We start from the raw sequence: 25,940 nt of genomic DNA, 5'->3' as shown, positions 1-25,940 counted from the left end.
ATCCTCCCCGCCTGTCCCCCTCCGCCCGTCCACCCCCGTCTCGCGGAGCGGCGGACGGCGCGGGCGAGGGCTCGGCAAGGCGGGCCTATCCTGTCAGGGTGAAGATCCTTGTTCTCGGTTCCGGTGCCCGCGAGCACGCCATCATCACCGCTCTGCTCGCCGAGCCGGAGCAGCACGAGATCATCGCCGCCCCGGGCAATGCGGGCATCGCGCGCGACGTCGAGGTCATCCAGTTCGATACGAACAGCCCGCGCCTGGTCAGCGACTTCGCCGTGGAGCAGGGTGTCGAGCTGGTCGTCATTGGCCCGGAGGCGCCGCTGGTCGCCGGCGTCGCCGACGTGCTCCGCCGACGCCGCATCCCCACCTTCGGACCCGACCGCGGCGCAGCCGCCCTCGAAGGCTCGAAGACCTTCGCCAAACGCGTGATGGACATGGCCCGCGTCCCCACCGGCCGCGCCACCCGCGTCTCGACCCTCGTGGACGCGACCCGCGCGATCGACGAGTACGGACTCCCGTCGGTCGTCAAAGCCGACGGGCTCGCCGCGGGGAAGGGCGTTTTGGTGACCGAGTCACGCAGCGCCGCGATCGCGCACGCCGAGTTCTGGCTCCAGTCGGGCGATGTCCTGATCGAAGAGTTCCTCGCCGGCCAGGAGGTCTCACTGTTCCTCCTCTCCGACGGGCACGACGTCGTCCCCTTCTCCCCCGCGCAGGACTTCAAACGCCTCGGCGACGGCGACGAGGGTCCGAACACCGGCGGCATGGGCGCCTACTCGCCGCTCCCGTGGCTCGCGGACCGGTGGAGCAGTGAACGCGCCTTCATCGACGAGGTCATCGACACGGTCGCCATTCCGACGATCCGGCAGTTGGAACGCGAGCGCACCCCCTTCGTCGGCCTCCTCTACTGCGGCCTCATCGTCACGGATGCGGGGCTGCGCGTGATCGAGTTCAACGCCCGCTTCGGCGACCCCGAGACGCAGGTCGTCCTCCCCCGGCTCTCCTCGCCGCTGTCCGCACTACTGCACGCGGCCGCCACTGGCTCGCTTGCCTCTGTGCCGTGGCCCGCGTTCTCCGACGAGGTGGCCGTTACCGTCGTGCTGGCCAGCGAGGGCTACCCCGAGAACGCCGTCACGGGCCGCACGATCACCGGACTGGACGCGGCGGCCGCGGTCCCCGGAGTCACTCTTGCCCACGCCGCGACCCAGATCGTTGATGGTCGCTTCGTCGCCACTGGCGGCCGAGTGCTGAACGTCGTGGCCCGGGGAGCCGACTTCGCCGAGGCGCGCGAGCGGGCCTACCGGGCGCTGGACCTCATCCACCTCGACGGCGGGACGTATCGCCGCGACATCGCTCTGCGCGTCGCACTGCGCTAGTCGTCCACGCTGCGCTCCCTGGGCGGCACGGCGCAGGAAGGGTCAGCGGGAGGCGACGACGGCGCGGAGGGCTTCGGCGAGGTGAGGGTGAGCGAAGGAGAAGCCCGACTCCTCCAAGCGGGCGGGAACGACCCAGCGGCTCTTGAGCAGGAGTTCGGGCTCGGTCCGGAGCAGGAACGTCGCGGGCTCGAGGACGAAGCGCGGCGCGGGCAGGCCGATCCTGCGACCGACCGCGGCGCGCAGCAGCCGGGAGAGTTCGATGTTGTCGCTGGGGTTCGGCGACGCGAGGTTCACCGGTCCCGCCAGCCGTGACCCCTCCAGGAACAGGATCGAGCGGTAGACGTCCTCGACGTGGATCCAACTGAAGTGCTGCCGCCCGCGCGTGCGCCGGTAGTCGTGGTGCACCCCCGCCTCGCGCCGATCGCGCGTCGAGGGCCACGGCCCGTCGAACTGCGGCCCGCCGAGCCCGAACCGCGCCAGCCGCAGCAGGATCGCCGTCGCGGGACCATCACCGAGCACGATCGTCATCCGCAGCGCGAGACGCCGCACCCCGGGCGTCTCCCCGGAGAAAAATTCCGCCTCCCACGCCCGTGCGACCTCGACCGAGAAGCCCTCGCCGAGCACGCCCTCGTCCTCGGTGTTCGCACGTTCCTCCTCGTGCCGATAGATCGTGGCGGTGCTGGCGTTCATCCACACGGGCGGAGGCGTCGCGGCGGCGGCGACTGCACGGTGCAGCTCGGCGGTCGTCTGCACCCGGGAGCGGAGGATTTCGGCCCGGTTCGCCCGTGTGTACCGGCAGTCGACGCTCTTGCCCGCGAGGTTGACGAGCAGGCGCGCGCCGTCGAGCACGCGCGTAATTCCGGCCGTGTCACCCCACTTCCCGTCGGGGCCGGAGCGGCCGATCCGCTTCACGTTCCAGCCGTCGGCGGTGAAACGCCGGGCGAGATCGGTTCCGAGGAAACCGCTCGCCCCGGCGAGGACGACGACGGGTTGATGTCTTGCGTTCATCGGACCATCGTGGCACCGCCCAGGCCGTCCGAGTGACGAACGTCGATCATCGCCCACCCGCCGTCAACCCCCTACGCGCTCCCCCGCACACCCGCTTGCATGGAGCCATCACACGAGGGAGAACCATGACTCCGGAATCACCCGAGCAGACGCCGCCCGGCACCGAGGCCGAGCTGACCCCGAAGGCCGACCACGGGGAGACGAGCTACACCGGCACCGGTCGCCTCAGCGGCAAGGTCGCCCTGATCACGGGAGCCGACAGTGGGATCGGCAAGGCGGTCGCGATCGCATTCGCCCGGGAGGGCGCCGATGTGGCGATCTCGTACCTCAACGAGCACGAGGACGCCCAGGACACGGCGAAGTGGGTCCGCGAGGCGGGCCGAGAGGCACTGCTCCTCCCCGGCGACCTCCAGGATCCGGCGCACTGCCGCTCCGTCGTCACCGAGACCGTGGAGCACTTCGGTCACCTCGAGGTGCTCGTCAGCAATGCCGCGTTCCAGATGAGCCGCGAGAGCATCACCGACATCCCCGACGAGGAGTGGGACCGCACGATCGCGACGAACGTGAGCGCCTATTTCCATCTCGTGAAGGCGGCTCTGCCGCACCTCACGACGGGCGCGTCGATCATCGCGACGAGTTCGGTGCAGTCGGACCAGCCGTCCTACCAGTTGCTGCCCTACGCGGCGACGAAATCGGCGATGCTCAGCATGACCGCGTCCCTTGCCCAAGCCCTCGGCGAGAAAGGGATTCGGGCCAACTCCGTCGCCCCCGGGCCGATCTGGACGCCGCTTATCCCCTCCACCATGCCCGAGGAGGCGGTGGCCGAGTTCGGCGAGCAGGTCCCGCTCGGTCGGCCAGGTCAGCCGGCCGAGGTCGCACCCGCGTACGTCCTCCTCGCCTCCGATGAGGCGAGCTATATGAGCGGGGCGACGATCGCGGTCACCGGCGGAAAGCCGATCCTCTGATCCCGCTTCAGGACGTCGCTCACCCGCGCGTTCCTGCGATAGGTTCGCCCGGATGAGCGTGCAGATCCGCAGTATCGAGACGGCGGTGCCGGCTACCGTCCTGCGCCAGACAGAGGCCCGCGACCTCTTCCAAGCACAACCCGGGATCAGCCGGCTCGGCTCCCGCCTGATCGGAGCGGCATTTGACGCGTCCGGAATCGACACCCGGGGCACCGTGGTCGACGAGCTCGACCGTGTCAAGCGGGAGGGCGACAGCGTCTTCTACGACGCGGCCCAGGGCCGGGTCCTCGATCCGGGCACCGCGGCGCGCAACGCGCTCTATACGGAGCGCGCTCCCGAACTCTTCACCCAGGCGGCGGAGCGCGCACTGGGGGCTGCGTCGCTGAGCGCGGAGGACGTCACCCACGTCGTCACCGTGTCGTGCACCGGCTTCTACGCACCCGGACCCGACTACCAGCTCGTGCGTCGCCTCGGCCTCGCCCCCTCGACGCAGCGTTTCCACCTCGGCTTCATGGGCTGCTACGGCGCGTTCCCGGGGCTGCGGGCGGCTCGGCAGTTCTGCGAGGCGGATCCGGAGGCGGTGGTCCTCGTCGTCGCGGTCGAGCTGTGCACCATCCACGTGACCAGCTCAAATGATCCCGAGCAGATCGTCGCCACCTCCGTCTTCGCCGACGGGGGCGCCGCGGCGGTCGTCACCGCGCGCGAGCCCGCTCCCGGCACCCCCGTGCTCGAACTCGACGCCCTGGCGACGACGCTCACCGACGAGGGCGAGACCGAAATGGCATGGACCATCGGCGACCACGGCTTCTCAATGCGACTGAGCACGTACGTGCCGGCGATCATCGGCGCGAACATCGAGGCAGCAGTCGCTCCGCTCCTCGCGAGCGCCGCTGTCGGGATGGACGACGTGGCGCGCTGGGCGATCCATCCCGGCGGCCGGAGCATCCTCGACAAAGTGCAGACCTCGCTCAGCCTCAGCGACGAGCAGATGCGTCCCTCGCGCGAGGTGCTGAGGACGCGCGGCAACATGTCGAGCGCGACGGTCCTCTTCATCCTGCAGCGGCTCCTGCATGGCGAGGCGGTCGACGGCGAGCGGATCGGCGCGATGGCGTTCGGTCCGGGCCTCACCGTCGAGCTCGCTCTGCTGACCAAGCGGGGCGGACAGTGATGCCGCGCGCTCCCCTGGCCCCCGACCTGCGCCACCGCGAGGTCTCGGCCCAGGAGCTGATGGACGATCCGGACTGCGACCGAGCCCTGCTCGATGCGACCTATGCGCGCTTCGGCACCGTGAACCGGCTCGTGTCGGGCTGGCGGGGCCTGTACCGCTCGCGCGTGCGGCCACTGCTGGGCAGTGACGCGCCGTTCCGCCTGCTCGACATCGGGTCGGGAGGCGGCGATGTCGCCCGCTCGCTCGCGGGCTGGGCGCGCGAGGACGGCCTGCGCCTGAGCATCACCGCCGTCGATCCGGACGAGCGCGCCTCGGCCTTCGCCACCTCGACACCCACCCCGGCCGGAGTCGAGTTCCGCCGAGCGAGCAGCGCCGACCTCGTCGCTGAAGGCGCGCGGTTCGACCTCGTCACCTCCAACCACGTCCTGCATCATCTGAGCCCCCAGGACCTCGACGCGCTTCTCCGCGACAGTGAGAGCCTCGCTCCGCGCGCGCTGCACAACGACATCGAGCGCTCGCGGCTGGCGTACACGGCATACCTCCTCGCGACGCGCCCGATCGCCGCCGGTTCGTTTATTCACTACGACGGCTCGCTCTCTGTGCGGCGCAGCTTCACCGCGGCGGAACTGCGCGCGGTCGCGCCCGAGGGCTGGCGGGTGGAGCGCGCGGCACCCTACCGGCTGCTGCTCACCCGGGGCGAGATCTGAGCGGAGCGGGTCGCGGCTGACGACGTCAGCCGCGTGAGCGCGGTGCGCCACCGACATCCGCGATCACGCCCGCGACGGCCACCCAGCACCTAGGCGGTCGCTCCGCCTGCGCGGTCAGGATCGTTCACCCAGCCGGAGACGAGCGCGGCCAACTCCTCAGCGCCGCTGTCGGAGAGGTGAATCCCGTCGCTGAGTGCGACGAATCCCTCCGCGGCGGCGCACTGCGCGAAACTCCACCCGAGGACCCGGCGCCGGACAGCGGCGCGGAGCACCATCCGAGACCCGCCGAACGACGGCCCCGCGGCGCTCGCGTGCCGCTGGCGCAGAGCCACCAGGCGCTCGTGGAGGGGGAGAACGGTCACGCCCGCGTCGCCGCAGACCGCCCGGATCACCGTATTCGCGGCGCTGATCGCCCGGGCAGCCTCGTCTCGGCCGTGCTCCCCCACGGGAGGGAGCGAGCACACCGCAATCGCGGCGGTCGACTCGTGGCGCAGTCGGCGGACCAGCTCGGTGAGGTCCTCCCGAAAAATCTGCTCGGAGCCAGCCCGGTCGAGGCGGTCACGTCCGCGCGCGCTCGAGAGTCGCCGCAGGGTGTCGTTCGTGCCGAGGAGGACGACGACGTGGGTCGCCTCCCCGAGTGCCAGGCGCGGCAGACGTGGGAACGCGGAGCTGACCCGGTCGCCATCCACACCCGCATTGGTGATCACGGAACCGGGAGGCAGCGTCGCACCGACCCGCGGCAACCACGGCGAACTGGATCTCCCGCGCGTGATGCTGTCACCCACGGCGACAAGCCTGACGGCGTCCCCCTGTGCAGCGGTCATGAGAGCCCCGCAGCGCGGTCGATCCGATCGGCCAGCGCGGCGCCCGCGGTGCGAGCGAAGCTCTCCGTGAGGTGATCGTCGTCGCGGTAGACGACGACCCCGCCGATCACGGAGTGGCAGGTCGCGTCGTCGCAGAAGAGATCCGTCGTGTCGATCAGCGGGAGACCGAGTCTCGCGGCGATCCGCTGGGACTCGTGGTCGTCGAGGGGTGCGTCCTGCCAGCGGGATACGGAGCAGGGGTCGCTCCGCGCGCCGACGGAGACGGTCGACGCTAGGCAGCGCGGGACATCCGACCCCGGATTCGGCACGTCGCGGAGAATCAGCACCCGGCGGGCGGCGTCTTTCCAGGACGAGATCGACGCGACGGCCGAGTCAACGACGTCCTCCGACGCGTCCGGGACGCCGGTCCGCTCCTGCACGTAGGCGGCGGCGTGGGAGCCGTAGATCACCGTGTCGAGGTCGTCGCGATGCCGCAACTGGTCCCCGACCCAGGCCGACCACGCACTACACGCCGACGAGACGACGGCCTGGGACGCGCGACCGCTGACATCCGACAGCAGGCATCCGCCGTGGAAGTACACCTCGACGTTCCAGTGGCGTGCGTCCGCAACCTCGCGCAGACCGTCAGCCCACATGGCCGCGTGGGAGTCGCCGACGAGCGCGATCGTTCTCGTCGCCCCCGGGGTCCTCCAGACGCAGTGCTTGTTCAGGACGTCGGTCCCAATGAGGTGGTGCGCGCATCCCTCGAGAAAAGGAGGAGTGCCCTCGACCACGCCGACGTCGGCCGCCGACACGGCCGGTTCCAGGTCGCGCGGAAGCTCGAAGCGGTCGGAGCACGACTGCGCACTCATCGCACGCGCTCCCGCGCAGGGGTCGTCGGCGGCGAGCCGCGCGGAGACGTCAGTGCGGAGGGAGTCGAGCTCGGCCTGCGAGCGCGCCAACTGCACGGCGCTCGCCAGGACACCGACGAGGGCGAGGACGGCGACCATCCGGAGCGACCGGTCGATCGGCGAGCGGAGCTTACCCAGCGGGCCGCGGGGCGGGAAGCGATTCATCGTGCACCCGCCCGGAACCGGTTCTCGACCAGCCGATGCGTCAGCTCTGCAAGCATCACGGCGATGGCCAGGACGACGAGCAGAGACGCCGCGGAGAGCGGACGGGACTGCCCGGCGCCCGCAACGATCGCCGGCGCGAAGATGAGGACCGGCCAGTGCCACAGGTAAATCGCGTACGACCGGGTCGCGACGTAGTCGATGATCGGATGCCCGCAGGCGCGAGCAAGCCGGGAGCCCGCGGCGGGAGTCCCCGCTGCAATGACGAGCATCGCTCCTGCGACGGGGATGGCCGCGATCCAGCCGGGGAAGGCCAGAGCGGGAGTCACAACGACCAGGGCAGCACCGAGCAGCGCGGCGCCGACCAGCGCCAGAGGGAGTCGCGCGCGCGCCGGCGGCTGCGGGAGGAGGCAGAGAACCGCCCCGCCGAGGAACTCCCAGGCACGCACGCCCGTGTTGAAGTACGCGGCTCCCGGAGCAGTGGCCGTCAGCCAGATCGACAGGATGAAGGAGCCGGCGGCCAGCACGAGGATTGCGGCCCTGACCCGGCGGCGGTCGATCCGCAGCACGCGAGCGGCGGCGGCCACTCCGACGAGCGCCGCTGGCCAGAGCGCGTAGAACTGCTCCTCGGTCGAGAGCGACCAGAAGTGCTCGAGCGCCGTCGGCGCGGCTCCTGCCGAGAGGTAGTCCACCGCCTGGAAGACCAGGGCCCAGTTCTGGACGAGGAAGATCGACGACAATTGCTGGACGGCGGTCCCGTCGCGGTCGATCACGGGCAGGACGATCGGGGCGAGCAGCGCGACCGTAGCGATGACCGTCAGCGCGGCCGGGAGGAGCCGCGCGGCCCGGCGCAGCCAGAAGCGACGGAGCCGGATGCGGCCCGTCTCGTCGAGCTCGCGGACGAGGTGCGACGTAATCAGGAAGCCCGAGATCACGAAGAACACGTCCACCCCGACGAAGCCGCCCGGCAGTGCGGCGGGCCAGTAGTGGTAGACGACGACGCTCACGATCGCGAGCACCCGCAGCGCCGCGATCTCGGTGCGGTGACCGCGGGGAGCCGCGATCGATCGGGGTGAGCCGAGGGGCGCAAGCCGCCTCGGAGCGGCGGGCTCGCGGACCGGACGTCCGAGGGCCGCGGGCTCGCGGACCGCCGAGCCGGGAGTCGGGAGCCGTGCTGGCACAAGCGCGTGAGAAGTCATAGCTTCATCGCACCAGAGCGCAGCGCTCTCGTCAGTGCAGCACGGTGGACATCCGCGGTAGTGCCTGCTCTACCGCGTCGGTCGTGGTTCCGTCAGGGTGGTTCCGTCAGCGTGGTTCCGTCAGCGTGGCGGCTCGACGTCGCGGTCGGACGAGTCGGCACGCCAGGACCGGGCCGCCTGCCAGCCAGCAATAGCCAGGATGAGGAGGCCGCACAGCACCGTCAGCAGGTTGGGCACGGAGAAGCCGGTTCCCGCAATGGAGTTGATGCCCGCGCCGAGCACGAACACACCGCCGAGAAGGTAGAAGATGACCCTCGTCTTCACCGTTCCACCGCTTCCATCGACCTGCACAGGACGAATCAATTCTAGTGCTGCACTGCGGAATCGGACGCCTCGGGCGGACCTCCCACACCGCAAAGGCCCGCGAGAGACGACGGCTGTCCTCAGGGCTGAGGCCCGTCACTCCCGTGCCCGGAATGCACAGCTCGTCGGCCCTTCCGGTACTCCCAGAGTGCCGTCACCAGCATCAGGCTTCCACTGACCACACCGAGCACCGCTGGCCCGAGCGCTCCGCCGCCCGTCAGCACGGAGAGGCTGGCTCCCGTCACAAGCAGTCCTCCGATGAGCAGGAGCATCGCTGTACTTCCCTGAGTCATCGTCGTCTCCCTTTCTCGTGGTGATGTCCGCGCGATGAATCCGGCACCGAGATGAATCCGGCACCAAGATGTTCTTTTCTCTCCGGCCGAGTTCTCTCCCGGGTGTACTCCTGAGGACCCACGACAGTAAGCCTCGCGAAAGGGGGAGACAAGAGAAAGCCAGCGAGGCCCGAGGAGGCCCCCAAGCTCCACGACCGCCGCAGAGGAATCGACTCCGCGGACATACGTCGGCTATCGTGGCGCTCGCCGCCGCTTTGTCCCCTCCGTGGCACTGTCCCGGGCGGCCCGATGAACGAAAGGTGCCCGTGGCCACGCTCATCTACGGACCGCAGAACCTCGAGATCGAGTTCGAGGAGCGCGTCCTTGCGCACCTCAAGGTCGCCGTCCTGTCGAAGCTTCGCCGCAACGAGGCCTTCTCCCTCTCTTGGATCGAGGACGCCGACACCGGTCACGGTCGCAGCTCCGTGTGGCTGCATCCGTCCGTTCCGCTGCACTTCCGCTTCGCCGAAACCCACCAGCCCAAGCTCAACCGCATCTGGATCGAGCAGATGCTCAGCGTGGCGAGCATGCACGGCGAACTCTCCGTGCTTCCGGAGCCCGAGGAGCAACGCCAGGGGGCATGAGGGCTGCCTCGCGCTCCGGCATCCGTCAACCCGCTCCCCCGTGCGCGGGTCGAGACGTACCGTCGAGATGACGCTTCAGAGTCATGAGCTTCAGATGTATCGCGGGGCGTCGACGGACGGAGACGACCATGACGAAGATCACGCGAACAACCGGACTCCCCACCCTCACCCCGGCACGAACGCTTCGCAAGGAGCACCCGATCGAGTCGCGCGGAGTGCCCGACTCGGTCTCCGTCGACTCCCAGCCGGTCATCGGCTGCAGGATCAACGTCAGCGGCCACTCGTTCGTCGTCGAACTCGACATGGCCAGCATCTTCCTCCGGCAGGTGCGCCGAAGCCTGCGCGAGGGCGACGGCGGGCTTGTTCTGCTGCGTCATGTCGACGGGATCGAGATGATCCCGTTCTTGCGCTCGACCCCGTTCGAGGTCGTCGATCTGGTCTGCCCGGAGGGCGTGGAGCCGGCTGAGGCGCGCGCGGCGCTGGGTTTGCACGCCCGATAGCTGTCGCCCGGCCCGCCCGACTGCACCCACCCCGTCAGGGGGGCACTCCCGCCGCCAGGGCTGGCGTGCAACCGATTCTGTCAGGCGCGTCAGCGGCGCGATTGGTTACCCTCTCTATATGAGTAGACCTCAGCCGACTGCCGCTGCCCTCCAGGCGAAGCTTCGCCGCACCCGTTTCGTCGTCGTGATCCTGGTGGCGGCGGGGCTGTTCCTCGGAGTCGTGGCGCTCGCGCGCGGCGAATCCGGGAACGCGCCGCTCGCCTCCCCCGCCGCCACCGCCGAGGAGAAGCAGAAGCCGCAGATCGAGCGCCGCGACCCGGGCGATCCGGCCGCGATCGGCTCCGTCGATGCGCCGGTCGTCCTCACGGAGTGGACCGACCTGCGCTGCCCGTTCTGCGCGCAATTCGGCCGCGAAACCTTCCCGGCGATCGTGCAGGACTACGTCGACGCCGGGAAGGTGCGGGTCGAGTTCCGCGATGTCGCCTTCTTCGGGGAGCAGTCGGAGCAGGCGTCCGTCGCCGCCCACGCCGCCGGGCGCCAGGGACTGTTCGCCGCCTACCTCGACACCGTCTTCCGCGCCGCGCCCGAGTCGGGGCACCCCGACCTTCCCCGCGAGAAGCTGATCGACTTCGCCCGCACCGCGCAGGTCCCTGATCTCACCCGCTTCGAGGCCGACCTCGATGACCCCTCCCTGCTCCAGGCCGTGCAGCAGGAGACAGCGGCCGCCCAACGGCTCGGCGTCACCAGCGTCCCCTTCTTCGTCGCCGGTGGTACCGCCATCTCGGGCGCTCAGCCGGCCGACCACTTCCGCTCCTTCCTCGACTCCGCCCTCGCTGGCGCCTGAGCGGTGGAGCTCGGACTCCTCGGCGCGTTCGCGGGCGGCCTGCTCACACTGCTCAGCCCGTGCTCGGTCATGGTGCTGCCTGCCTTCTTCTCCTACGCCTTCGCGACTCCCTCGGAGGTGCTGACCAAGACGGCCGTGTTCTACCTCGGACTCGTGACGACCCTGGTGCCGCTCGGGATCCTCGCGGGGACGGTCGGTGCGTTTGTCGCCGAGCACCGGGAGACCGTCATCACCGTCGCGGCGGTGCTGGTCATCGCACTCGGACTCCTGATGCTCAGCGGGCTGCCCCTGCCCTTCTTCTCGCACCACGTCGCCGGCGGCACCACGACGGCCAGCGTCTACACGCTGGGGACGGTCTACGGCCTCGCCGGGGTGTGCGCGGGTCCGGTGCTCGGAACAGTGCTGACCTTCGCCGCGATGGGTGGTGATCCGCTCGCGGGCGGAGTCGCGCTGCTCGTCTTCGCGGCGGGGATGGCGTTTCCCCTCCTCGTCCTCAGCCTGCTCTGGGCTCGGATCCCCGTGGTGCGTCGGCTCGTGCGGCCGCGCGAGGTGCGGCTCGGCCGCTGGCGCACGACGCTCTCGGCCCTGGTCGGCGGTGCGATCACGGTGGCGCTCGGCGTGCTTCTCCTGGTGACGCACGGCACCACGTCGCTCGGCGGCGGGCTCGGCTCCTCCGCAGCCGTGCGGCTAGAGGGCTGGACGCTCGATGTGGCCGGCGCGGTTCCGGATGCGGTGGTGCTGATCGTGGTGGTCGTCCTCGCGACAGTCACGGTCGTTGCGATGCGGCGGCGCGCACGGCGCTGAGCGAGCCGTGGCCGGGGCCGGGACACCGCGGTCAGTGGGGAAGCGACTCCTCGATCAGTCCGACGATCCGCGGGTCGTCGGGCTCGACCGTCGGTCGGAACCGGTGGACCGTGCCGTCGGCAGCGATGAGGAACTTCTCGAAGTTCCACTTCACCCGGCCGGCCTTGCCGTTCTCGTCCTCGGCCTTCGTCAACTCCGCGTAGAGCGGATGCGCGGCACGGCCGTTCACGCGCACCTTCTCGAACATCGGGAACGTGACTCCCCACGTGGTGGAGCAGTACTCCTTGATCTTGTCCTCGTCGCTCAGCTCCTGTAGGAACTGGTTGCTCGGGAAGCCCAGCACCGTGAATCCGCGGTCGCCGTAGGTCTTGTGCAGGGCCTCGAGCTTCTCGTATTGCGGAGCGAGGCCGCACCGCGAGGCCACGTTCACGATCAGCCGCACAGGCGGATAGTCGGCGAGGGTCGACACAGTGCCGTCGATCGTGGTGAGCGGGATGTCGGCGATCGTCACGGCGGCTCCTTCTGTCTGGTGCCTCGAGGCTACCCCGCTGCACCCCCTCGCCCAGGGAACCCCCAACCGTCCAGGGCGCCCGGTGTGAAGTCTCAGGACATGGGTGACGGTTGTCGGAGGTTCCCTGGACGGTTCGGGGTTCCCCGGCAGCGGGGTTCCCCGCGGAGGCGCGCGGGGCCCACTATGGGGGATGGCCCGGTCGCAGCAGCTCGTCTCGGTGGGCGGACGGACGCTCCGGCTGACGAATCTCGACAAGGTGGTGTACCCGGAGGCGGGATTCACCAAGGCGAGCGTGCTCGCGTACTACGCCTCCGTCGCCTCCGCGATGCTGCTGCACCTGGCGCGGCGCCCGGTCACCCGCAAGCGGTGGGTCGACGGAGTGGGCACGGCCGAGCGGCCCGGCGAGGTCTTCTTCGAGAAAAACCTGCCCTCCTCCGCCCCCTACTGGCTGAGCCGCACCCGGCTCGCCCACTCGTCGCGCGACGTCGAGTACCCGCTGATCGACGACGTCGCCGGGCTCACCTGGCTGGCGCAGCAAGCCGCGCTCGAACTGCACGTGCCCCAGTGGCGCGTGGGCTCCGATGGCGAGCGCCGCCCGCCCGACCGCCTTGTGCTCGACCTCGACCCGGGCGAGGGGGCGGGCCTGGCCGAGTGCGCCGAAGTCGCATTTCTCGCGCGCGACCTGCTGGAGGGAATGGGCCTCGCCCCGTTGCCCGTGACCAGCGGGAGCACGGGCATCCACCTCTACTGCCCGCTCGACGCCTCGGCAACCAGCGACCAGATCTCGGCCGTCGCGCACGAGCTTGCAAAAGTGCTCGAATCAGACCACCGCGATCTTGTCGTCTCGGACATGAAGAAGACTTTGCGCGAGGGCAAAGTCCTCGTCGACTGGAGTCAGAACAGCGCCGCAAAGACCACGATCGCACCGTACTCGCTGCGGGGACGCCTCCGCCCGGCCGCCGCCGCGCCCCGCACCTGGGAGGAGCTGGGCGCCGAGGGCCTGCGTCATCTCGCACCTGACGAGGTGGTGGAGCGCCTGCGCAGCGACGGCGACCTGCTCCGGCCGCTGCTCGCCGCTCGCGGCGCCGGGCTCGAGCCGACGCCCCAGCGGATGGCAGGTTTCGCCGCGACCGACGCCTCCGCCGACCGCCTCGCCACCTACCGCAGCATGCGCGATGCGTCGAAGACGCCGGAGCCCGTGCCCGAGGCCGGATCCGCAGGCTCCTCCTCGGGCGACACCTTCGTGATCCAGGAGCACCACGCGCGGCGCCTGCACTACGACTTCCGGCTCGAGCACGACGGCGTGCTGGTGAGCTGGGCCGTACCCAAGGGTCCGCCGCTGGACGGTGATCCGAACCGCCTGGCCGTGCAGACCGAGGACCACCCGCTCGAGTACGCGACCTTCGAGGGCACGATCCCCGCTGGCGAGTACGGCGGCGGGGAGGTCCGCATCTGGGATGAGGGCACCTATGCGCTGGAGAAGTGGCGCGAGGGCGCGGAGGTGATCGCCGTGCTGACCGGACGCCCCGACGGCGGCCTCGGCGGCGAGCCCCGCCGCTATGCGCTGCTGCACACCGGGTCGACAGCGGGCGCCGAGAAGAACTGGCTGCTGCACCTGATGGCTCCCGGTCACGGCAAGGGCCGCGGGACGCAGCGACGGGGCTCGACGGGAGCGCCCGCGGCGTCCGCCGCATCCCAGCCCGCACCTCCCACCCCGCGTTCGGACGCCGCCGCACGCCGCCCCATGCTCGCGACACCCGGACGTCGCCACGACGTGCACCCCAAGGCCGCGATCGAGATGAAGTGGGACGGCTACCGCGCCCTCGTGCGGGTGCAGAGCGGCAGGGTCACGCTGACCAGCCGCAACGGCAACGACCTGACCCCCGCCTTCCCGGATCTGCTCGGGCCGCTGGCGGAGGCGTGCGCCGACGCCGTGCTCGACGGCGAGATCGTCGCGCTCGACGCCCGCGGCCGTCCCGACTTCGGAGCCCTGCAGGCCCGCGGCGGGGTGACGAAGCCGCACGAGATCGAGGCGGCGGTGCGCACGACTCCGGTGCACCTGATGGTCTTCGATCTGCTCGAGCGCGGAGGCGAGGACCTGACCGACCGCGACTACGACTCCCGCCGCGCCGAGCTCGTCGAACTCGTCACCGAGAACGAGCGCGTACACGTGCCTTCAGTCTTCGACGGCGATGTGGAGGAAGCAATGGCGACCAGCCTGACCCTCGGCCTGGAGGGCGTCGTCGTCAAGCGCCGCGACTCGCGATATCACGAGGGCAGCCGGTCGCGCGACTGGATCAAGCTGACCCACCACCGGCTGCAGGAGGTGGTGATCGTCGGCTGGCGTGAGGGGGAGGGCGGCCTGCAGGGCTCGGTCGGCGCGCTGCTCACGGCGATTCCCGACGGCGACGCGCTGGTCTACTCCGGTCGCGTCGGCACCGGCTTCAGTGACCGCGAGCGCCGCGGCCTCGTCGCCCGCCTCGGCGAGCACGCGACCGACGAGCCCGCTGTCTCGGTGCCGCCGCTCGAGTCGCGCGGCGTGCACTGGGTGTCGCCGGTGCTGGTGGGCGAGGTCCGCTACCGCGAGCGCACCTCCTCCGGCACCCTGCGGCAGCCCGTCTGGCGCGGCTGGCGCGCCGACAAGTCTGCGACGGAGGTCCGCATCGAGGAGCCCGGGCGCTGAGGTGCCCGAGAGCGTCGCGATTCGTTGCGAGACGCAGCCTTCTCAGGCACGTCAAGCATGCGGCGGCGGCCCGCGCCTCAGTCGAGGCGAACGCCGCGCAGGAGGAGCAGGGTCGCGCCGACCGCCGCGCCGGTGCCGATGAGGACACCACCCGCTCCGGCTGCGGCGGCCAGGGCGCCGAGAAGGCTCGGCAGCGCGATCAGCCCGAGCCGGTTGCCCGCGAGGCGCAGCGCCAGGGCGCGGCCGTGGCGGTCGGCGGGGGTCCGCTCGATCAGCCACGACATGGTGATGGGCTGCCCGATTCCCAGACCGAGGCCGAGCAGCGCGACAGCGGCGAACAGCAGCACGGTCGGCGCGGGCAGAGCGACCAACACCAGGCACAGCGCCGAGACGAGGATGCCGCCCACCATCACCCGGGTGCGGCCGAGCCGCGCAGTCGCAGCACCGAGCAGGAGGCGCGACGCCATCGACGCGAGAGCGCGGACGGTCAGCAGCGCGCCGACGAGCCCCGCCGGCAGTCCGCGTTCGGTGCCGAGGGCGGGGAGGTAGACGACGGTCAGGTCGACGGCGGCGACGACCGTCGCGCTGGTCAGCAGGGCACGGGCGAGGCCGGGCACGCGCAGGAGGCCAAGTGTCGACCCGGAAGAGGGCGCCTGCTCCGACACCTTCTCGCGCCGGGCAGGGCTGCCAATTCCCGCCGTCACCGCGAGGAGCAGCACGGCGAGCACCCCGCCCACGAGGAACAGCGGTGCGGGATCCGGCCGCACCGAGCCGCCGGCGAACACCGGGATGAAGGCCGGGCCGATGGCTTGCCCGAGTGAGGCGGCGAAGGTGTAGTAGCCGAAGCGGCTGTCGAGGCGGGTGCCTCCGGTCCCGCCTGCCACGACGGTCTGCTGCCCCACAACGCAGCCCAGGTGACCCGCTCCCAACATCGCTATGCCGACGAGCAGCCCCGCCACACTCCCGCCGGCCAGCAGCAGCACCGTCGCCGCCCCGACGGCGACCAGCGCGCCGACCGCCATCACGAGGCGCGCCCCGACTCGGTCGACGAGCCCGCCGACCGGCAGCGCGATCAGCAGCGGCACGAGCGCGAAGGAGGCGCCCAGCGCGCCGAGCGCCCATCCCGGCACCTCGAGCTGGATGGCCTGGTAGACCGCGGCGGGCCGCAGGAGGAACGCGACGGCCTGAATGAGCACGGCGTGCGTCAGCAGCGCCGGCGTCGCGAGACGATCACGCACGCGCGCTCCTCTCTGCGGGCGCCCGGCGCGCCCTCCCCCATCCTCGTGCACGAGGTGGAGGTCGCCTGAGCCACACCCTTCTTCCCATCACCATATTCGTATGGTACACTCGTCGTGGCGCAGGTCGTTCTGATCGCACTGCGCTTCGGGAGGCGCGTCGCCGCGTGGCCGGCACGAGGTGCACCCCGCTGCCGTGCCGGTCGCTGTCGGCGGCGCGTCTCCCGCACAAAGCACTCCCCTGCGGTTCTATCGTCTGCCGCAGAGGAGGACGGGCGCGGCCTCTGCGCTCGTTGAGTTGCCCGGGAAGGCTCGTCTCCGCCCTGAGATCGTGCCTTCTCGGGCGACTCAGTCCCCTGGGCACGCTCCTCGATGCTCAGGAGAGCCGGGACACCAGCAGTTCGAGCAGTTCGTCCACGCCGTCGACCCGCTGCGGCGCTGCCCCGCCGCACGGCCGGTAGCTCGGCGGATCGGTATGCAGGACGTGACCGACCGGCTGCCCCTTTTCCCACACGGTGAGGAGATAAGCGCCAGCGCCTTCGTCGGGTGCGCCGATCTCAAAGACCCGGCCGCGGAGAGTCGCGCACTGCGGTTCCTTGCGTGCGAGGCACACCCAGCGCGGATGATCGCAGGTCATCGTGCCCGTCCTCTCCGGCCGGTCATCAACCGTGCCTGCGACGAAACGGATCGTCGGCGATCGTGCCCCCGACGTCCGCTCTCACTACGGTACGTCCGGCTTTCTGGCAGTGCTGAGGGGTTCACGGCCGCGACTCGCAGTGCTACCAGGCAGTTCTGCGAGCCTCGGATGCCCGCTGACGCCCGGCTCCTGATCACGAAGCGGTACGTGGCCGATCGGACGAGTGCGTCGGGGCCATAGCCGCGGAACAGCGGGCCTGTTACCGTGAACAACAGCGCCGCTCCTCCCGGATCGGCACCCCCTGATCGGAAAGGTCTCGACGATGAGACGACGCTCCCCGGAGCCCCCTGCCGCGCCTCGGCGTCGCGCACGATCCCTCTTCCTCTCGGCTCTCGTCTGCACGAGCGTCGCCCTCAGCGGCGCACTCGTCCCCGTGCCGGCCCAGGCCGTCGACGTCCCGGCGCCCAACGCGCACTACGACATGTCGCACGCAGGCTCCGCCCTGCTCGACATCTCGGGCAACGGACGCACTGCGACCCTGAGCGGCCTCACCGACGCATCCTTTACCGATGCCGGCGGCGATCAGGTCGCTCGCTTCCGGGCCGACGGTTCCGCACGCCTCCCCCAGGGCCTCGTCACCGGCACCGACAACGCGTTCGCCGTCGAGTACACCGTGAAGACGCAGACCGCTGCCAACCAATTCGGCTGGGTCATCGGCGACGGCACAGGCGCATGGAACACCACGCAGCTCGGCAACCATGTGTTTGTGAATCCGCGTAGCCCCGACGGAACACCCAGCGGTCAGGTGCTCGCCGGCATTCGCGTCAAGGACAGCGGTAACGGTGAGACCCGCATGCCCTTCGGTGGCGGTCTCAATCCCGGATTCACCACACTCACTCTCGTGGGATCGGGCACCGGCTCGAGCACCACGCTCACCCTCTACCGCGACGGCACGCAGATCTCGACCGTCACGGCGGCCAAGTCCCTGTCGAGCATCGTCCCGACCGGTCAGACGCTTGGTTACCTCGGCCGCTCCCTCTATACCGGCGACGCCCTCCTCACCGCCGACGTCACCGACGTGAAGTTCTGGGACACCTCGCTCACGGCCGAGCAGGTCGCGGCGAGCATGCCGACCGCCGCCGCAAAGTCGTCCGCGACCTCGGCGCTGCTGCGCTCGGACATCCAGCCCGTCCTCCTCGCCGAAAACCCCTCGCTGACCGCGGTCTCATCCAATCTGACCCTCCCCGCCGCGAGCAGCGGCGTCCCGCTTACCTGGTCGTCCTCGAACACGGCGGTCGTCTCGAACACCGGAGTCGTCTCGCGCTCGATCTCGCAGAACACCCCGGTCACCCTCACCGCGACCACCGCGCAGGGCGCGAGCATCACCTTCGATGTCGTGGTGCTCGCCCCGAGCATCAACGACGACCTCGACGCGCTGAAGCTGGCCACCCGGACCACCGAGAATCTCCCGCTCGTGGTAGCGGGTGCCACGAACGGCACCGCCATCACCTGGACCTCCTCCGACCCGGCGCTCGTCACCCCGACGAACACCGCGTACACCGCCCCGGCGGTCGGAGCAGCGGACCCGTACCGTGGCGGGGGCATCGTCACCCGCCCGGCCTACGGCTCCGGCGACAAGCCGGTCACGCTGACTGCGAAGGCCACACTTAACGGAGTCACCGAGACGCGCGAGTTCACCCTGACGGTCGCCGAGCTCGGCCGCACCGCCCCTGACGCGGGCTACGCCTCGGCGTACTTTAAATCGGACGGCGACGAGAAGATCTACCAGGCGGCGACGTCCGGCAATGACTTCTTCACCTTCTCGCCAGTCAACAACGGCCAGGCCGTCATCACCTCGACGTCCGACACCAGGGGCCTGCGCGACCCGTTCATCCTCCGCTCGCACAACGGCGACAAGTACTACATGGTCGCCACCGACCTGTGCATCTCGTGCGGAACCGGCTGGGGCGACGCCCAATCCAAAGGCAGCCTGAAGATCGAGGTCTGGGAGTCGACCGACCTCGTCACGTGGACCCGCACGAACGGCGCCGACACCGGCATCACGGTCAACCAGCCGGCCGCCGGCATGACCTGGGCCCCGGAGGCGTACTGGGACGACGCTCTGCAGTCGTATGTCGTCTTCTTCTCCTCGCGCCTCTACTCCGACGCAACGAAGACAAATAGCGACAAGCTCTACTCCCGCGTCTTCTCGGTAATGACCCGCGACTTCCGCACTTTCACGAAGCCTCCGACCACCTGGCAGGACACGGGCTACGCGCGGATCGACTCGACGATCACCAAGATCGGCGACTACTACTACCGCTTCACCAAGAATGAGGAGGGCGGCGCCGCCGGCACTCTGGAGGCCGGAAAGGACATCTTCCTCGAGAAGTCGACGGTGTTGACCGCTCCGACGACCTCGTCGAACTGGAGCGCCGACCCGACCACCACGTGGCAGCTCACCGACACCCGGATGACCTCGCTCGAGACCGGCCAGGCCGGTGAGGGTCCCGAGATCATCAAGCTGAACGCAGGCGACCCGAACGACACCACGGGCACCGGCGACGGCTACGCGTTCCTCGTCGATAACTACGGCGACGGCGGTTATAAAGCCTTTATCACCTCAGGAGCGGCTATCGCCGGCAGCTCGCAGTCGAACCGCCTCTCGCAGTCGGCCGACTGGAACGTCTCGCCCAAGAGTCGGAGCGGCCTCCCGGCCAGCCCCCGTCACGGCGCGTTCGTCAGCGTTCCGCAGACGGTCCTCACGGCCATGAAGAACTGGACAGGCGTCACCGCTGTCGACTCCACCACGACCCTCACCGCCGACGGCCGCACCGTCACGGCGTCAGTCGCGGCGGCCGACAAGGGCGACGTCGCCGGATCGGTCACCTTCACCGGCGGCTCGTGGAGTTCGACTGTGCCGCTGACCGCCGGCTCGGCGAGCGTCACCGTCCCGGCCGGAGTGACGAGCGTCGCCGCCTCCTACACGGGCTACGCCGACAATCTCGTGCGCACCTCGGCCTCGGCCGCGGTCTCCCTCGACACCCTCGAGCTCGCTCCCACCGTCTCGACGCGCTGCGTCGCCGGGAAGGTCGTGCTCACGGTGGCCGTGAAGAACGCGGACACCGCGGCGGCGGACGTCACGATCGACTCGGCCTACGGCTCGAAGTCGTTCACCGCGGTGGCTCCCGGCTCGTCGGCCTCCGCCGCCTTCACCACCCGCCTGGCCGCCACCCCGGCCACCACGGTAACAATCACCGGATCCGCGCCCACCCAACCCACCTTCACCGCCACACCCCCGGTAGCCGCCACCCGCTGCTAACCCGCTAATCCCCCGCCGCGAGATGCCTCTTGAGTACGCGACACGCCGACGAGAGCGTACTCAAGAGGCATCTCGCGGGAGGGGGCAGGAGGCGGGGGGTCAGCGGGTGGGGGCGAGCAAGTCTGCGTGGTGGGCGGCGGCCACGTTGGGGTGAGCGCGGAGGCGGTAGCGCAGCGCGTTCTCGCCGTACGTTTCGAGGATGGGCGCGTTTGTCGGGTCGACCGAGAGACCGGACTTCAGTTCTTCGGGCAGCGGGAGCGAGGGCATCGACGCCGAGAGCGCGGGATTGAAGAAGAACGGGATCGAGATCCGGTCCGTCCCGATCAGCGGCGAGATCACCCGGTGCAGCGTCGCCTTGAGGTAACCGCCCGTCGCCAGCTCCAACATCTCGCCGATGTTGACCACGAAAGACCCGGGCAGCGCCGGCGCCTCGATCCAGGACCCGTCGTGCTCGACCTGCAAGCCGCCCTTGCCCGGCTCGACCAGCAGCAGCGTCAACACTCCCCCGTCGCGGTGCGCCCCAACGCCCTGCTTTGGCTCGGGATCGGAAGTGCCCGGGTAGCGAACGACCTTCACCAGCGAGAACGGCCGCTCGGCGAACGCCTCATCGAACACATCCTCCGGCGCGTCGAGGGCGAGCGCCCAGGTGCGGAGCAATCGGATGGCGACCGCGGCGAGCGCCTCGTGCCAGCGTTCGAAGACCTCGCGGAACTCCGGCAGCGTCTCCGGCCACAGGTTCGGCCCCTCGAGGCGCTCATAGTCGGGGACGCCGGGGCCGCTCTCGACCGCCGGCCGGTCGATCCCGATGTCGACCTGCTCGCGGTAGTCCACGTCGCCGTTGGTCAGCTCGGTGCCGAAACGGGTGTAGCCGCGGAACTGCGGGCTCAGCGTGTTCTCGATCGCGAGCTTCTCGTCCTCCGGCAGCGCGAAAAAGCGGCGGGAGACGGCAACGACATCGTCAAGGAGATCCTGTGGCACTCCGTGACCAACGAGGTAAAAGAAGCCTACGTCGTGCGTGGTCTCGCGGAGGTCGCGGCGGAAGGCTGCTGCTTCTGCCTCCCCCTGGTCGAGGCGGGACAGGTCGAGGATCGGGAGCGAAGTGGTCATGTATCAAGCGTGACGCAGACGACGGCATCCCGGTTGATTGTTACGACAACCACAACGACGAGCCTCGCCAATCCGCGGAGGAAAGCCCCTCTCCGCACCGACGAGACCCGCCAGAAGCGCCGGATGTTACGGCGTGGGCATGCCGCCGTTGACGTGCAGCGTCTCACCGACGACGTAGCTCGACTCCGGGGAGGCGAGGAACACGTAGGCGGGAGCGAGTTCGGCCGGCTGACCCCAGCGGCCGAGCGGCGTCTGCGAGCCGACCTCGGGCAGCTTGTCGGACGGCTGGCCACCCGCGGTTTGCAGCGGAGTCCAGATCGGGCCAGGGGCAACGACGTTCACGCGGATTCCCTTGGGCGCGAGCTGCTGCGCGAGCGCCTTCGAGAACGTGTTGATCGTGGCCTTGGTACTGGCGTAATCGACCAGCATCGGCGAGGGCTGGTAGGCCTGGATCGATGAGGTGCTGATGATCGCGGAGCCGGGAGCGAGGTGCGGCACGGCCGCCTTCGTCATCCAGAACATCGCGTAGACGTTGGTCTTGAAGGTCTCGTCGAATTGCTCGTCTGAAAGTTCGAGGAAGTCCTCGACGTGCTGCTGCTTGCCCGCATTGTTCACGAGGATGTCGAGCCCACCCAGGCCCTCGACGGCCTTAGCGACTGCACCGACGGCGAAGTCGTGGTCGGTGAGGTCACCGGGGATGGCGACGGCGATGCGGCCGGCCTCCTCGATCACCGCGACGACCTTCTTCGCGTCGGACTCCTCCTCGGGCAGGTAGACGATCGCGACGTCGGCGCCTTCCCGGGCGTAGGCGATGGCAACGGCCGCGCCGATGCCCGAGTCGCCGCCTGTAACGAGCGCCTTGCGGCCGGAGAGACGACCGGAACCGCGGTAGGTCGACTCGCCACGGTCCGCCGGGTCGTCCATCTTCGAGTCCAGGCCGGAGCCCTCCTGGTACTGGGCTTCAGTGTCGATGTCGGCGAACATCGCGGCGGGGTCTTGGAACGTGTACTGGTCCTTCTGGGAAGTTTGGTCCTTCTGGAAAGCCTGGTCATTCTGCGAAGTCATGTCCTCGACGCTAGGCGCGTGCCTGCGTTGATCTCGCGTGCTTGACAGCCCCGGTGCCGCAGACCACAGCGAGGAGTCAGGAGGGGCGCGGATCGGCGAGAATGGTCGAGTGACCCGTGACGACTCCCTGTCCTTCGACACCACGGCCCCGCTGCCCGGCTGGCAGCACGCCTACTCCGGCAAGGTCCGCGACCTCTACACTCCCGATGACGCCGACCCCGTGCTCGGTGCCGACCGCATGCTCGTCGTCGCCAGCGATCGCGTCAGCGCTTATGACAGCGTCCTCGAGCCGGGCATCCCCGGCAAGGGCGAGCTGCTGACCGCCCTCTCGCTGTGGTGGTTCGCGCAGCTCGCCGACGTTCCGAACCACCTCGTCCCGGGGGAGATCCCGGAGCAGGTGCGTGGCCGGGCGATGCTCGTGAAGACCCTGGACATGTTCCCGATCGAGTGCGTCGTCCGCGGCTACCTCTCGGGCAGTGGCTGGAAGGAGTACCGGGCGACCGGCTCCGTCTGCGGCGTCCCGCTCCCCGAGGGCTTGAACGACGGAGACGAGCTCCCCGAACCGATCTACACCCCGGCGTGGAAGGCCCCGCAGGGCGAGCACGACGAGAACATCACCTTCGAGCGCACCGTCGAGATTGTCGGCGAGGAGGCGGCGGAGGCGCTGCGCACCCTCTCGCTGCGGGTCTACGCGGAGGCGTCCGCTCTCGCACTGGCTCGCGGCGTGCTGCTCGCTGATACCAAGTTCGAGTTCGGCGTCGATCGCACGAGCGGAGTAGTCACGCTCGGCGACGAGGTGCTCACCAGCGACTCCTCCCGCTACTGGGACGCTGACGCCTACGACGCCGGCATCCGCGGGCAGTCGTTCGACAAGCAAATCGTGCGCGACTGGCTCTCGGACAACTGGGACGGCCAGGGCGTTGCACCAACCCTCCCCTCCGAGATCGTCGAGCACACCGCCGCGCGCTACCGCGAACTCCTCAAACGCTTGACGCGCTGAGACACGGATCCGTGGACGACGACCACCCCCACGTTCGGCTCCAGGCCGGCGGCGGGGATCCCGACGAGGCGCGCCACCGCCTCGCGAGGCTCTACAACGGCGATGAATGGCGCGCCGCGACCACCGGCTCTGCATTCACCTATCGCTACGCCGCGATCGGCGACACCGGCATGACGCTGCGCACCTCACGGATGTCCGGACGGCTCGCCGGCGGTGTCGGCGACTCGGGCGACGTCGTGGTGCAGTGGATCGTCGGCGGTAGCGCCCGCGTTGACCTGGGCGCCGCGATGATCACGATGGAGCCGCACCGTCCGGTGCTCTTCCCGGTCGACCGGCCGTTCTCGTTCGACTACCTCGACTTCGACCAGCGCCTCGTACACCTCGACCGCGGAGTGGTCGACCGCGTCGCTGCCGAGCACGGCCTCCTCGGCCCGCTGGTCTTCGACTCCGAGCACCGGGCCCAGGAGCCGGCGCTGCGGCGGTGGCGCAGCGCCGTGGCCGCGTCCGCCCGTGCCCTGCGCAGCGAGCGCGTCGAGCCGCTGCTCTGGGACGAGCTCACCCGGGCCACCGTGTCCGCCCTCCTCGAGCTCTACCCTCCGCAGACGGCACCGATCCCGCCCGAGCTGCTCGCACCCCGCAACGTGCGGGTGCGCACGGCGGTCGAATACGTGCATGCCCACAGCGCTGAGCCGATCGGTCCGGCCGAGATGGCGGAGGCCGCCGGCCTGACGGTGCGCGGGCTGCAATCTGCGTTCCAGCGCGTGCTCGGACTGCGGCCGATCGCCTACCTCCGCCTGGTCCGGCTCGACCGCGCCCGGCTCGAACTGACCGCCAGCTCCCCGCGAGACACCACAGTCGCCGCGATCGCTCGGCAGTGGGGCTTCGGCAACCCCGGCCGGTTCAGCGCGGCCTACACCGCGCGCTTCGGCGAGGCGCCGAGCGTCACCCTGCAGGGCTGAGGAGTTAGCCCCTCACGTCCGGCTGCGCCTCCAGGATCGCGCTCAGCCCCTCCAGCAGAGCCGCGACGCTGGTCGCCTCCGGCTCGGGGACGACGCCCGCGACCCTCGTCCGGATCTGCTCATACGTCGGATCGTCAGTGTCGACAATCGCCTGCTGCGCGCGCTTCGACTGGTGGGTTAGGATGGTATAAGTTCCTTGATCGCTACCTCGATGGATTTGACGCATCGGGTCGGCCACGCTGGCGTTGGCCAGCCGATCCACCACATACCAACGGGTTTACTGACGGATTGTCTCAGCCCGCGGATCTGGTTTCAGGCGATGTCATAGAGCGCATAACCTTCCTGAACAAGGATGGACTGCCCCTGGATGGAAACTTCGCTGCTCCGCCCGGCACCCCTTTCGACCAGCTATCGCTCCCGCCCGACCGGCTGAGCGGCAGCACCATCAAGCTGAACTATCGAGTCCTACGCCCCCTCCCGGATGGTGTGCAGATGGGAGAGATCGCTCCGGGTTTCGAGCAACGAGGCGGCGGCACGCAGTATCATTTCCCAGGCGGCCTGGAACGGCTCGTCGAGCTTGGATATCTTGAGGAGATCAAGTGACAACTGAGGACTTTGCTCAGCGGATGAGTTTGCTCGGCTATAGCCGCGAAGCTGCACTTGACACGGTCTGGATTGCTTCCAATCCACGAGACCTCACGGGGCGTGAGTTCAACATAGTTCCCGTCGACGACGATCAATACGAGATCCTCAAGCCCAGCGATAGGGCTGGCTACTTCCCCGCAATGACGGATGACGGTGGCGACTTCAAGGGATCCTTGGACGAGGCGTTTGAGTACATTCTGGAGGTCAGCAAGCGGAGGAAGCTTCGGTTAGGGGCGTAGCCGATTTTGAGGCATGACCGACTAATGTCGAGATTGCGCCGGCCAGGCTCGTGTCAGGGTCCCGTCAAAGCCGTCGTTGGGTGGCTTGACTGGGAGTTGTGGCGTGTGACACGCCAGTGTTGAGGTGGCGGAGCAAGCGTGGTGTTCGTGCTGAGGATGGAAGTTGTTCCAGCGCACCATCCGCGAGAGACACCACGCCTGCTCTGTCATCTTCCCCTGCTCTTGACGTGTCCGTCGAATCAGAATCAGTCGGCTTCGCGCGCCCGCGGCTGATCGAGTTGCTGTCGAGGGTTCCTCGCCTGGCTCGGTTCCGGGTGGGGTGACACGGTCAGCGGAGCGCTGCAGTTGAACGTGCAGGACATGGCGACCGGTATCTACACACCCTCGCGACCAGTGACGAGGCGCGCTCGAAGTTGTGGAACCAGCTGACCACGACGGTCGGGCAGGTCGCCTCGGGGAACACGTTCGTGATCGGCGAGATCGTCGGGAATCTTACCCCTTTCGGTGCTGCGGCGAAGGTGAACAAGCTCGAGAACCTGCTCAACAAAACCGACGACCTCGGGCGTCTGGTCACGAAGGCCGATGACCTCGACTTCGGGAAACACGTCACGATCGCTGCCGCGAGTGATGCCACCAGCGCACTGGACTGGCTCAAAACCCATTCCGGCGCGGGAGGAGTGACAGTCAGCGACGAATTCACGCCGTCAATACGGCCCGCAGACGGGGTTGACGGGTCGACCGTGACGTCGCGTAGTGGAGGTTCAGACTTCGATGCTGGAAATCGTGGAGGCGGTGGTGATCAGTTACCTGCCGATGC

Annotated in this window: 27 protein-coding genes; 15 read left to right on the top strand and 12 right to left on the bottom strand. The window is 69.5% G+C overall.

Going from position 1 to position 25,940, the window contains the following annotated elements:
* Positions 1-98 precede the first annotated feature (98 nt).
* Positions 99-1,370, top strand: a complete 1,272-nt coding sequence (gene purD / locus HRF29_RS13855; RefSeq protein WP_173249433.1) for a phosphoribosylamine--glycine ligase — start codon at positions 99-101, stop codon at positions 1,368-1,370.
* A 42-nt stretch (positions 1,371-1,412) separates the two neighbouring features.
* On the opposite strand, the gene HRF29_RS13850 is transcribed toward purD, so the two are convergent.
* The gene (locus HRF29_RS13850) at positions 1,413-2,378 is read right to left on the bottom strand and encodes an epimerase (RefSeq protein ID WP_173249432.1); all 966 of its coding nucleotides are present in this window, start codon (positions 2,376-2,378) and stop codon (positions 1,413-1,415) included.
* Positions 2,379-2,503: 125 nt separating this feature from the next.
* On the opposite strand from HRF29_RS13850, the gene HRF29_RS13845 reads away from it, so the two are divergent.
* From HRF29_RS13845 to HRF29_RS13835, 3 genes are read left to right on the top strand one after another with little or no spacing between them, the layout of a single operon-like run.
* Positions 2,504-3,343 (top strand): SDR family oxidoreductase, encoded by an 840-nt coding sequence (locus HRF29_RS13845; RefSeq protein ID WP_173249431.1) that lies wholly within the window; start codon positions 2,504-2,506, stop codon positions 3,341-3,343.
* Positions 3,344-3,395: 52 nt separating this feature from the next.
* Positions 3,396-4,511, top strand: coding sequence for a type III polyketide synthase (locus HRF29_RS13840; protein ID WP_173249430.1), 1,116 nt, complete (start codon positions 3,396-3,398; stop codon positions 4,509-4,511).
* The gene (locus tag HRF29_RS13835) at positions 4,511-5,218 is read left to right on the top strand and encodes a class I SAM-dependent methyltransferase (RefSeq protein WP_173249429.1); all 708 of its coding nucleotides are present in this window, start codon (positions 4,511-4,513) and stop codon (positions 5,216-5,218) included. Before HRF29_RS13840 ends, HRF29_RS13835 begins: the two co-directional genes overlap by 1 nt.
* 89 nt (positions 5,219-5,307) lie before the next feature.
* Here the strand turns inward: HRF29_RS13835 and HRF29_RS13830 are convergent, their stop codons facing one another.
* The 5 genes from HRF29_RS13830 to HRF29_RS13810 form a co-directional block, all read right to left on the bottom strand.
* A complete protein-coding gene (locus HRF29_RS13830; protein ID WP_173249428.1) occupies positions 5,308-6,042 on the bottom strand; it encodes an SGNH/GDSL hydrolase family protein in 735 nt (244 codons plus the stop codon).
* Positions 6,039-7,097: an SGNH hydrolase domain-containing protein gene (locus tag HRF29_RS13825; RefSeq protein WP_173249427.1), complete on the bottom strand. Its 1,059-nt coding sequence runs from the start codon at positions 7,095-7,097 to the stop codon at positions 6,039-6,041. The genes HRF29_RS13830 and HRF29_RS13825 overlap by 4 nt, the downstream gene beginning before the upstream one ends.
* Positions 7,094-8,293 carry an acyltransferase family protein gene (locus HRF29_RS13820; RefSeq protein ID WP_173249426.1) on the bottom strand — a complete coding sequence of 400 codons (1,200 nt, stop codon included), beginning with the start codon at positions 8,291-8,293 and terminating at the stop codon, positions 7,094-7,096. Before HRF29_RS13820 ends, HRF29_RS13825 begins: the two co-directional genes overlap by 4 nt.
* Before the next feature lie 120 nt (positions 8,294-8,413).
* The gene (locus tag HRF29_RS13815; RefSeq protein WP_173249425.1) at positions 8,414-8,644 is read right to left on the bottom strand and encodes a hypothetical protein; all 231 of its coding nucleotides are present in this window, start codon (positions 8,642-8,644) and stop codon (positions 8,414-8,416) included.
* Between the two features lie 92 nt (positions 8,645-8,736).
* Positions 8,737-8,949, bottom strand: coding sequence for a hypothetical protein (locus tag HRF29_RS13810; RefSeq protein ID WP_173249424.1), 213 nt, complete (start codon positions 8,947-8,949; stop codon positions 8,737-8,739).
* Between the two features lie 305 nt (positions 8,950-9,254).
* Between HRF29_RS13810 and HRF29_RS13805 the strand changes: the two genes are divergently transcribed.
* The 4 genes from HRF29_RS13805 to HRF29_RS13790 all read left to right on the top strand — a co-directional run bounded on the left by HRF29_RS13805 (position 9,255) and on the right by HRF29_RS13790 (position 11,720).
* A complete protein-coding gene (locus HRF29_RS13805) occupies positions 9,255-9,572 on the top strand; it encodes a DUF7882 family protein (protein WP_187698477.1) in 318 nt (105 codons plus the stop codon).
* A 128-nt stretch (positions 9,573-9,700) separates the two neighbouring features.
* On the top strand, positions 9,701-10,072 hold the full coding sequence (locus tag HRF29_RS13800) for a hypothetical protein (protein WP_173249423.1): 372 nt from the start codon (positions 9,701-9,703) through the stop codon (positions 10,070-10,072).
* 118 nt (positions 10,073-10,190) lie between these two features.
* Entirely contained in the window at positions 10,191-10,916 is a 726-nt protein-coding gene (locus HRF29_RS13795; protein ID WP_173249422.1) for a DsbA family protein, read from the top strand.
* A gap of 3 nt (positions 10,917-10,919) precedes the next feature.
* On the top strand, positions 10,920-11,720 hold the full coding sequence (locus tag HRF29_RS13790) for a cytochrome c biogenesis protein CcdA (protein WP_173249421.1): 801 nt from the start codon (positions 10,920-10,922) through the stop codon (positions 11,718-11,720).
* A 31-nt stretch (positions 11,721-11,751) separates the two neighbouring features.
* On the opposite strand, the gene HRF29_RS13785 is transcribed toward HRF29_RS13790, so the two are convergent.
* Positions 11,752-12,231, bottom strand: coding sequence for a glutathione peroxidase (locus tag HRF29_RS13785; protein WP_173249420.1), 480 nt, complete (start codon positions 12,229-12,231; stop codon positions 11,752-11,754).
* Positions 12,232-12,421: 190 nt separating this feature from the next.
* On the opposite strand from HRF29_RS13785, the gene HRF29_RS13780 reads away from it, so the two are divergent.
* Positions 12,422-14,914, top strand: a complete 2,493-nt coding sequence (locus HRF29_RS13780) for an ATP-dependent DNA ligase (protein ID WP_173249419.1) — start codon at positions 12,422-12,424, stop codon at positions 14,912-14,914.
* 77 nt (positions 14,915-14,991) lie between these two features.
* On the opposite strand, the gene HRF29_RS13775 is transcribed toward HRF29_RS13780, so the two are convergent.
* On the bottom strand, positions 14,992-16,152 hold the full coding sequence (locus tag HRF29_RS13775) for an MFS transporter (protein WP_173249418.1): 1,161 nt from the start codon (positions 16,150-16,152) through the stop codon (positions 14,992-14,994).
* Positions 16,153-16,525: 373 nt separating this feature from the next.
* Positions 16,526-16,786 carry a hypothetical protein gene (locus tag HRF29_RS13770; protein ID WP_173249417.1) on the bottom strand — a complete coding sequence of 87 codons (261 nt, stop codon included), beginning with the start codon at positions 16,784-16,786 and terminating at the stop codon, positions 16,526-16,528.
* Between the two features lie 322 nt (positions 16,787-17,108).
* On the opposite strand from HRF29_RS13770, the gene HRF29_RS13765 reads away from it, so the two are divergent.
* On the top strand, positions 17,109-20,108 hold the full coding sequence (locus HRF29_RS13765; RefSeq protein WP_246227101.1) for an immunoglobulin-like domain-containing protein: 3,000 nt from the start codon (positions 17,109-17,111) through the stop codon (positions 20,106-20,108).
* 99 nt (positions 20,109-20,207) lie between these two features.
* On the opposite strand, the gene HRF29_RS13760 is transcribed toward HRF29_RS13765, so the two are convergent.
* Together HRF29_RS13760 and HRF29_RS13755 are read right to left on the bottom strand one after the other, a co-directional pair.
* A complete protein-coding gene (locus HRF29_RS13760; protein WP_173249416.1) occupies positions 20,208-21,215 on the bottom strand; it encodes an isopenicillin N synthase family dioxygenase in 1,008 nt (335 codons plus the stop codon).
* Positions 21,216-21,341: 126 nt separating this feature from the next.
* A complete protein-coding gene (locus HRF29_RS13755; RefSeq protein WP_281357348.1) occupies positions 21,342-22,280 on the bottom strand; it encodes a glucose 1-dehydrogenase in 939 nt (312 codons plus the stop codon).
* A 109-nt stretch (positions 22,281-22,389) separates the two neighbouring features.
* Between HRF29_RS13755 and HRF29_RS13750 the strand changes: the two genes are divergently transcribed.
* Both HRF29_RS13750 and HRF29_RS15415 read left to right on the top strand, forming a co-directional pair.
* Positions 22,390-23,280: a phosphoribosylaminoimidazolesuccinocarboxamide synthase gene (locus HRF29_RS13750; RefSeq protein ID WP_343043752.1), complete on the top strand. Its 891-nt coding sequence runs from the start codon at positions 22,390-22,392 to the stop codon at positions 23,278-23,280.
* A gap of 11 nt (positions 23,281-23,291) precedes the next feature.
* Positions 23,292-24,239 carry a helix-turn-helix domain-containing protein gene (locus HRF29_RS15415; protein ID WP_173249415.1) on the top strand — a complete coding sequence of 316 codons (948 nt, stop codon included), beginning with the start codon at positions 23,292-23,294 and terminating at the stop codon, positions 24,237-24,239.
* Between the two features lie 4 nt (positions 24,240-24,243).
* Here HRF29_RS15415 and HRF29_RS13740 read toward each other — a convergent pair whose 3' ends face one another.
* Complete coding sequence (locus HRF29_RS13740; protein ID WP_173249414.1) at positions 24,244-24,504, bottom strand: hypothetical protein; 261 nt, start codon at positions 24,502-24,504, stop codon at positions 24,244-24,246.
* Between the two features lie 23 nt (positions 24,505-24,527).
* Between HRF29_RS13740 and HRF29_RS13735 the strand changes: the two genes are divergently transcribed.
* The 3 genes from HRF29_RS13735 to HRF29_RS13725 form a co-directional block, all read left to right on the top strand.
* Positions 24,528-24,842: a TNT domain-containing protein gene (locus HRF29_RS13735; protein WP_173249413.1), complete on the top strand. Its 315-nt coding sequence runs from the start codon at positions 24,528-24,530 to the stop codon at positions 24,840-24,842.
* A complete protein-coding gene (locus tag HRF29_RS13730) occupies positions 24,839-25,123 on the top strand; it encodes a hypothetical protein (RefSeq protein WP_173249412.1) in 285 nt (94 codons plus the stop codon). Before HRF29_RS13735 ends, HRF29_RS13730 begins: the two co-directional genes overlap by 4 nt.
* A 467-nt stretch (positions 25,124-25,590) precedes the next feature.
* On the top strand, positions 25,591-25,940 hold a 350-nt coding region (locus tag HRF29_RS13725), incomplete at its 3' end, for a hypothetical protein (protein WP_173249411.1).

Origin of the sequence: Rathayibacter agropyri (assembly GCF_013249015.1) — a bacterium.
Lineage (GTDB): Bacteria > Actinomycetota > Actinomycetes > Actinomycetales > Microbacteriaceae > Rathayibacter > Rathayibacter agropyri.
This window is presented reverse-complemented; position numbering and strand designations above follow the sequence as displayed.

Coding starts and splice junctions, on each gene's coding strand:
- HRF29_RS13850 (WP_173249432.1), bottom strand. CDS start 2,378: ATGAACGCAAGACATCAACCCGTCGTCGTCCTCGCCGGGGCGAGCGGT.
- HRF29_RS13845 (WP_173249431.1), top strand. CDS start 2,504: ATGACTCCGGAATCACCCGAGCAGACGCCGCCCGGCACCGAGGCCGAG.
- HRF29_RS13840 (WP_173249430.1), top strand. CDS start 3,396: ATGAGCGTGCAGATCCGCAGTATCGAGACGGCGGTGCCGGCTACCGTC.
- HRF29_RS13835 (WP_173249429.1), top strand. CDS start 4,511: ATGCCGCGCGCTCCCCTGGCCCCCGACCTGCGCCACCGCGAGGTCTCG.
- HRF29_RS13830 (WP_173249428.1), bottom strand. CDS start 6,042: ATGACCGCTGCACAGGGGGACGCCGTCAGGCTTGTCGCCGTGGGTGAC.
- HRF29_RS13825 (WP_173249427.1), bottom strand. CDS start 7,097: ATGAATCGCTTCCCGCCCCGCGGCCCGCTGGGTAAGCTCCGCTCGCCG.
- HRF29_RS13820 (WP_173249426.1), bottom strand. CDS start 8,293: ATGACTTCTCACGCGCTTGTGCCAGCACGGCTCCCGACTCCCGGCTCG.
- HRF29_RS13810 (WP_173249424.1), bottom strand. CDS start 8,949: ATGACTCAGGGAAGTACAGCGATGCTCCTGCTCATCGGAGGACTGCTT.
- HRF29_RS13800 (WP_173249423.1), top strand. CDS start 9,701: ATGACGAAGATCACGCGAACAACCGGACTCCCCACCCTCACCCCGGCA.
- HRF29_RS13795 (WP_173249422.1), top strand. CDS start 10,191: ATGAGTAGACCTCAGCCGACTGCCGCTGCCCTCCAGGCGAAGCTTCGC.
- HRF29_RS13780 (WP_173249419.1), top strand. CDS start 12,422: ATGGCCCGGTCGCAGCAGCTCGTCTCGGTGGGCGGACGGACGCTCCGG.
- HRF29_RS13770 (WP_173249417.1), bottom strand. CDS start 16,786: ATGACCTGCGATCATCCGCGCTGGGTGTGCCTCGCACGCAAGGAACCG.
- HRF29_RS13765 (WP_246227101.1), top strand. CDS start 17,109: ATGAGACGACGCTCCCCGGAGCCCCCTGCCGCGCCTCGGCGTCGCGCA.
- HRF29_RS13760 (WP_173249416.1), bottom strand. CDS start 21,215: ATGACCACTTCGCTCCCGATCCTCGACCTGTCCCGCCTCGACCAGGGG.
- HRF29_RS13755 (WP_281357348.1), bottom strand. CDS start 22,280: ATGACTTCGCAGAATGACCAGGCTTTCCAGAAGGACCAAACTTCCCAG.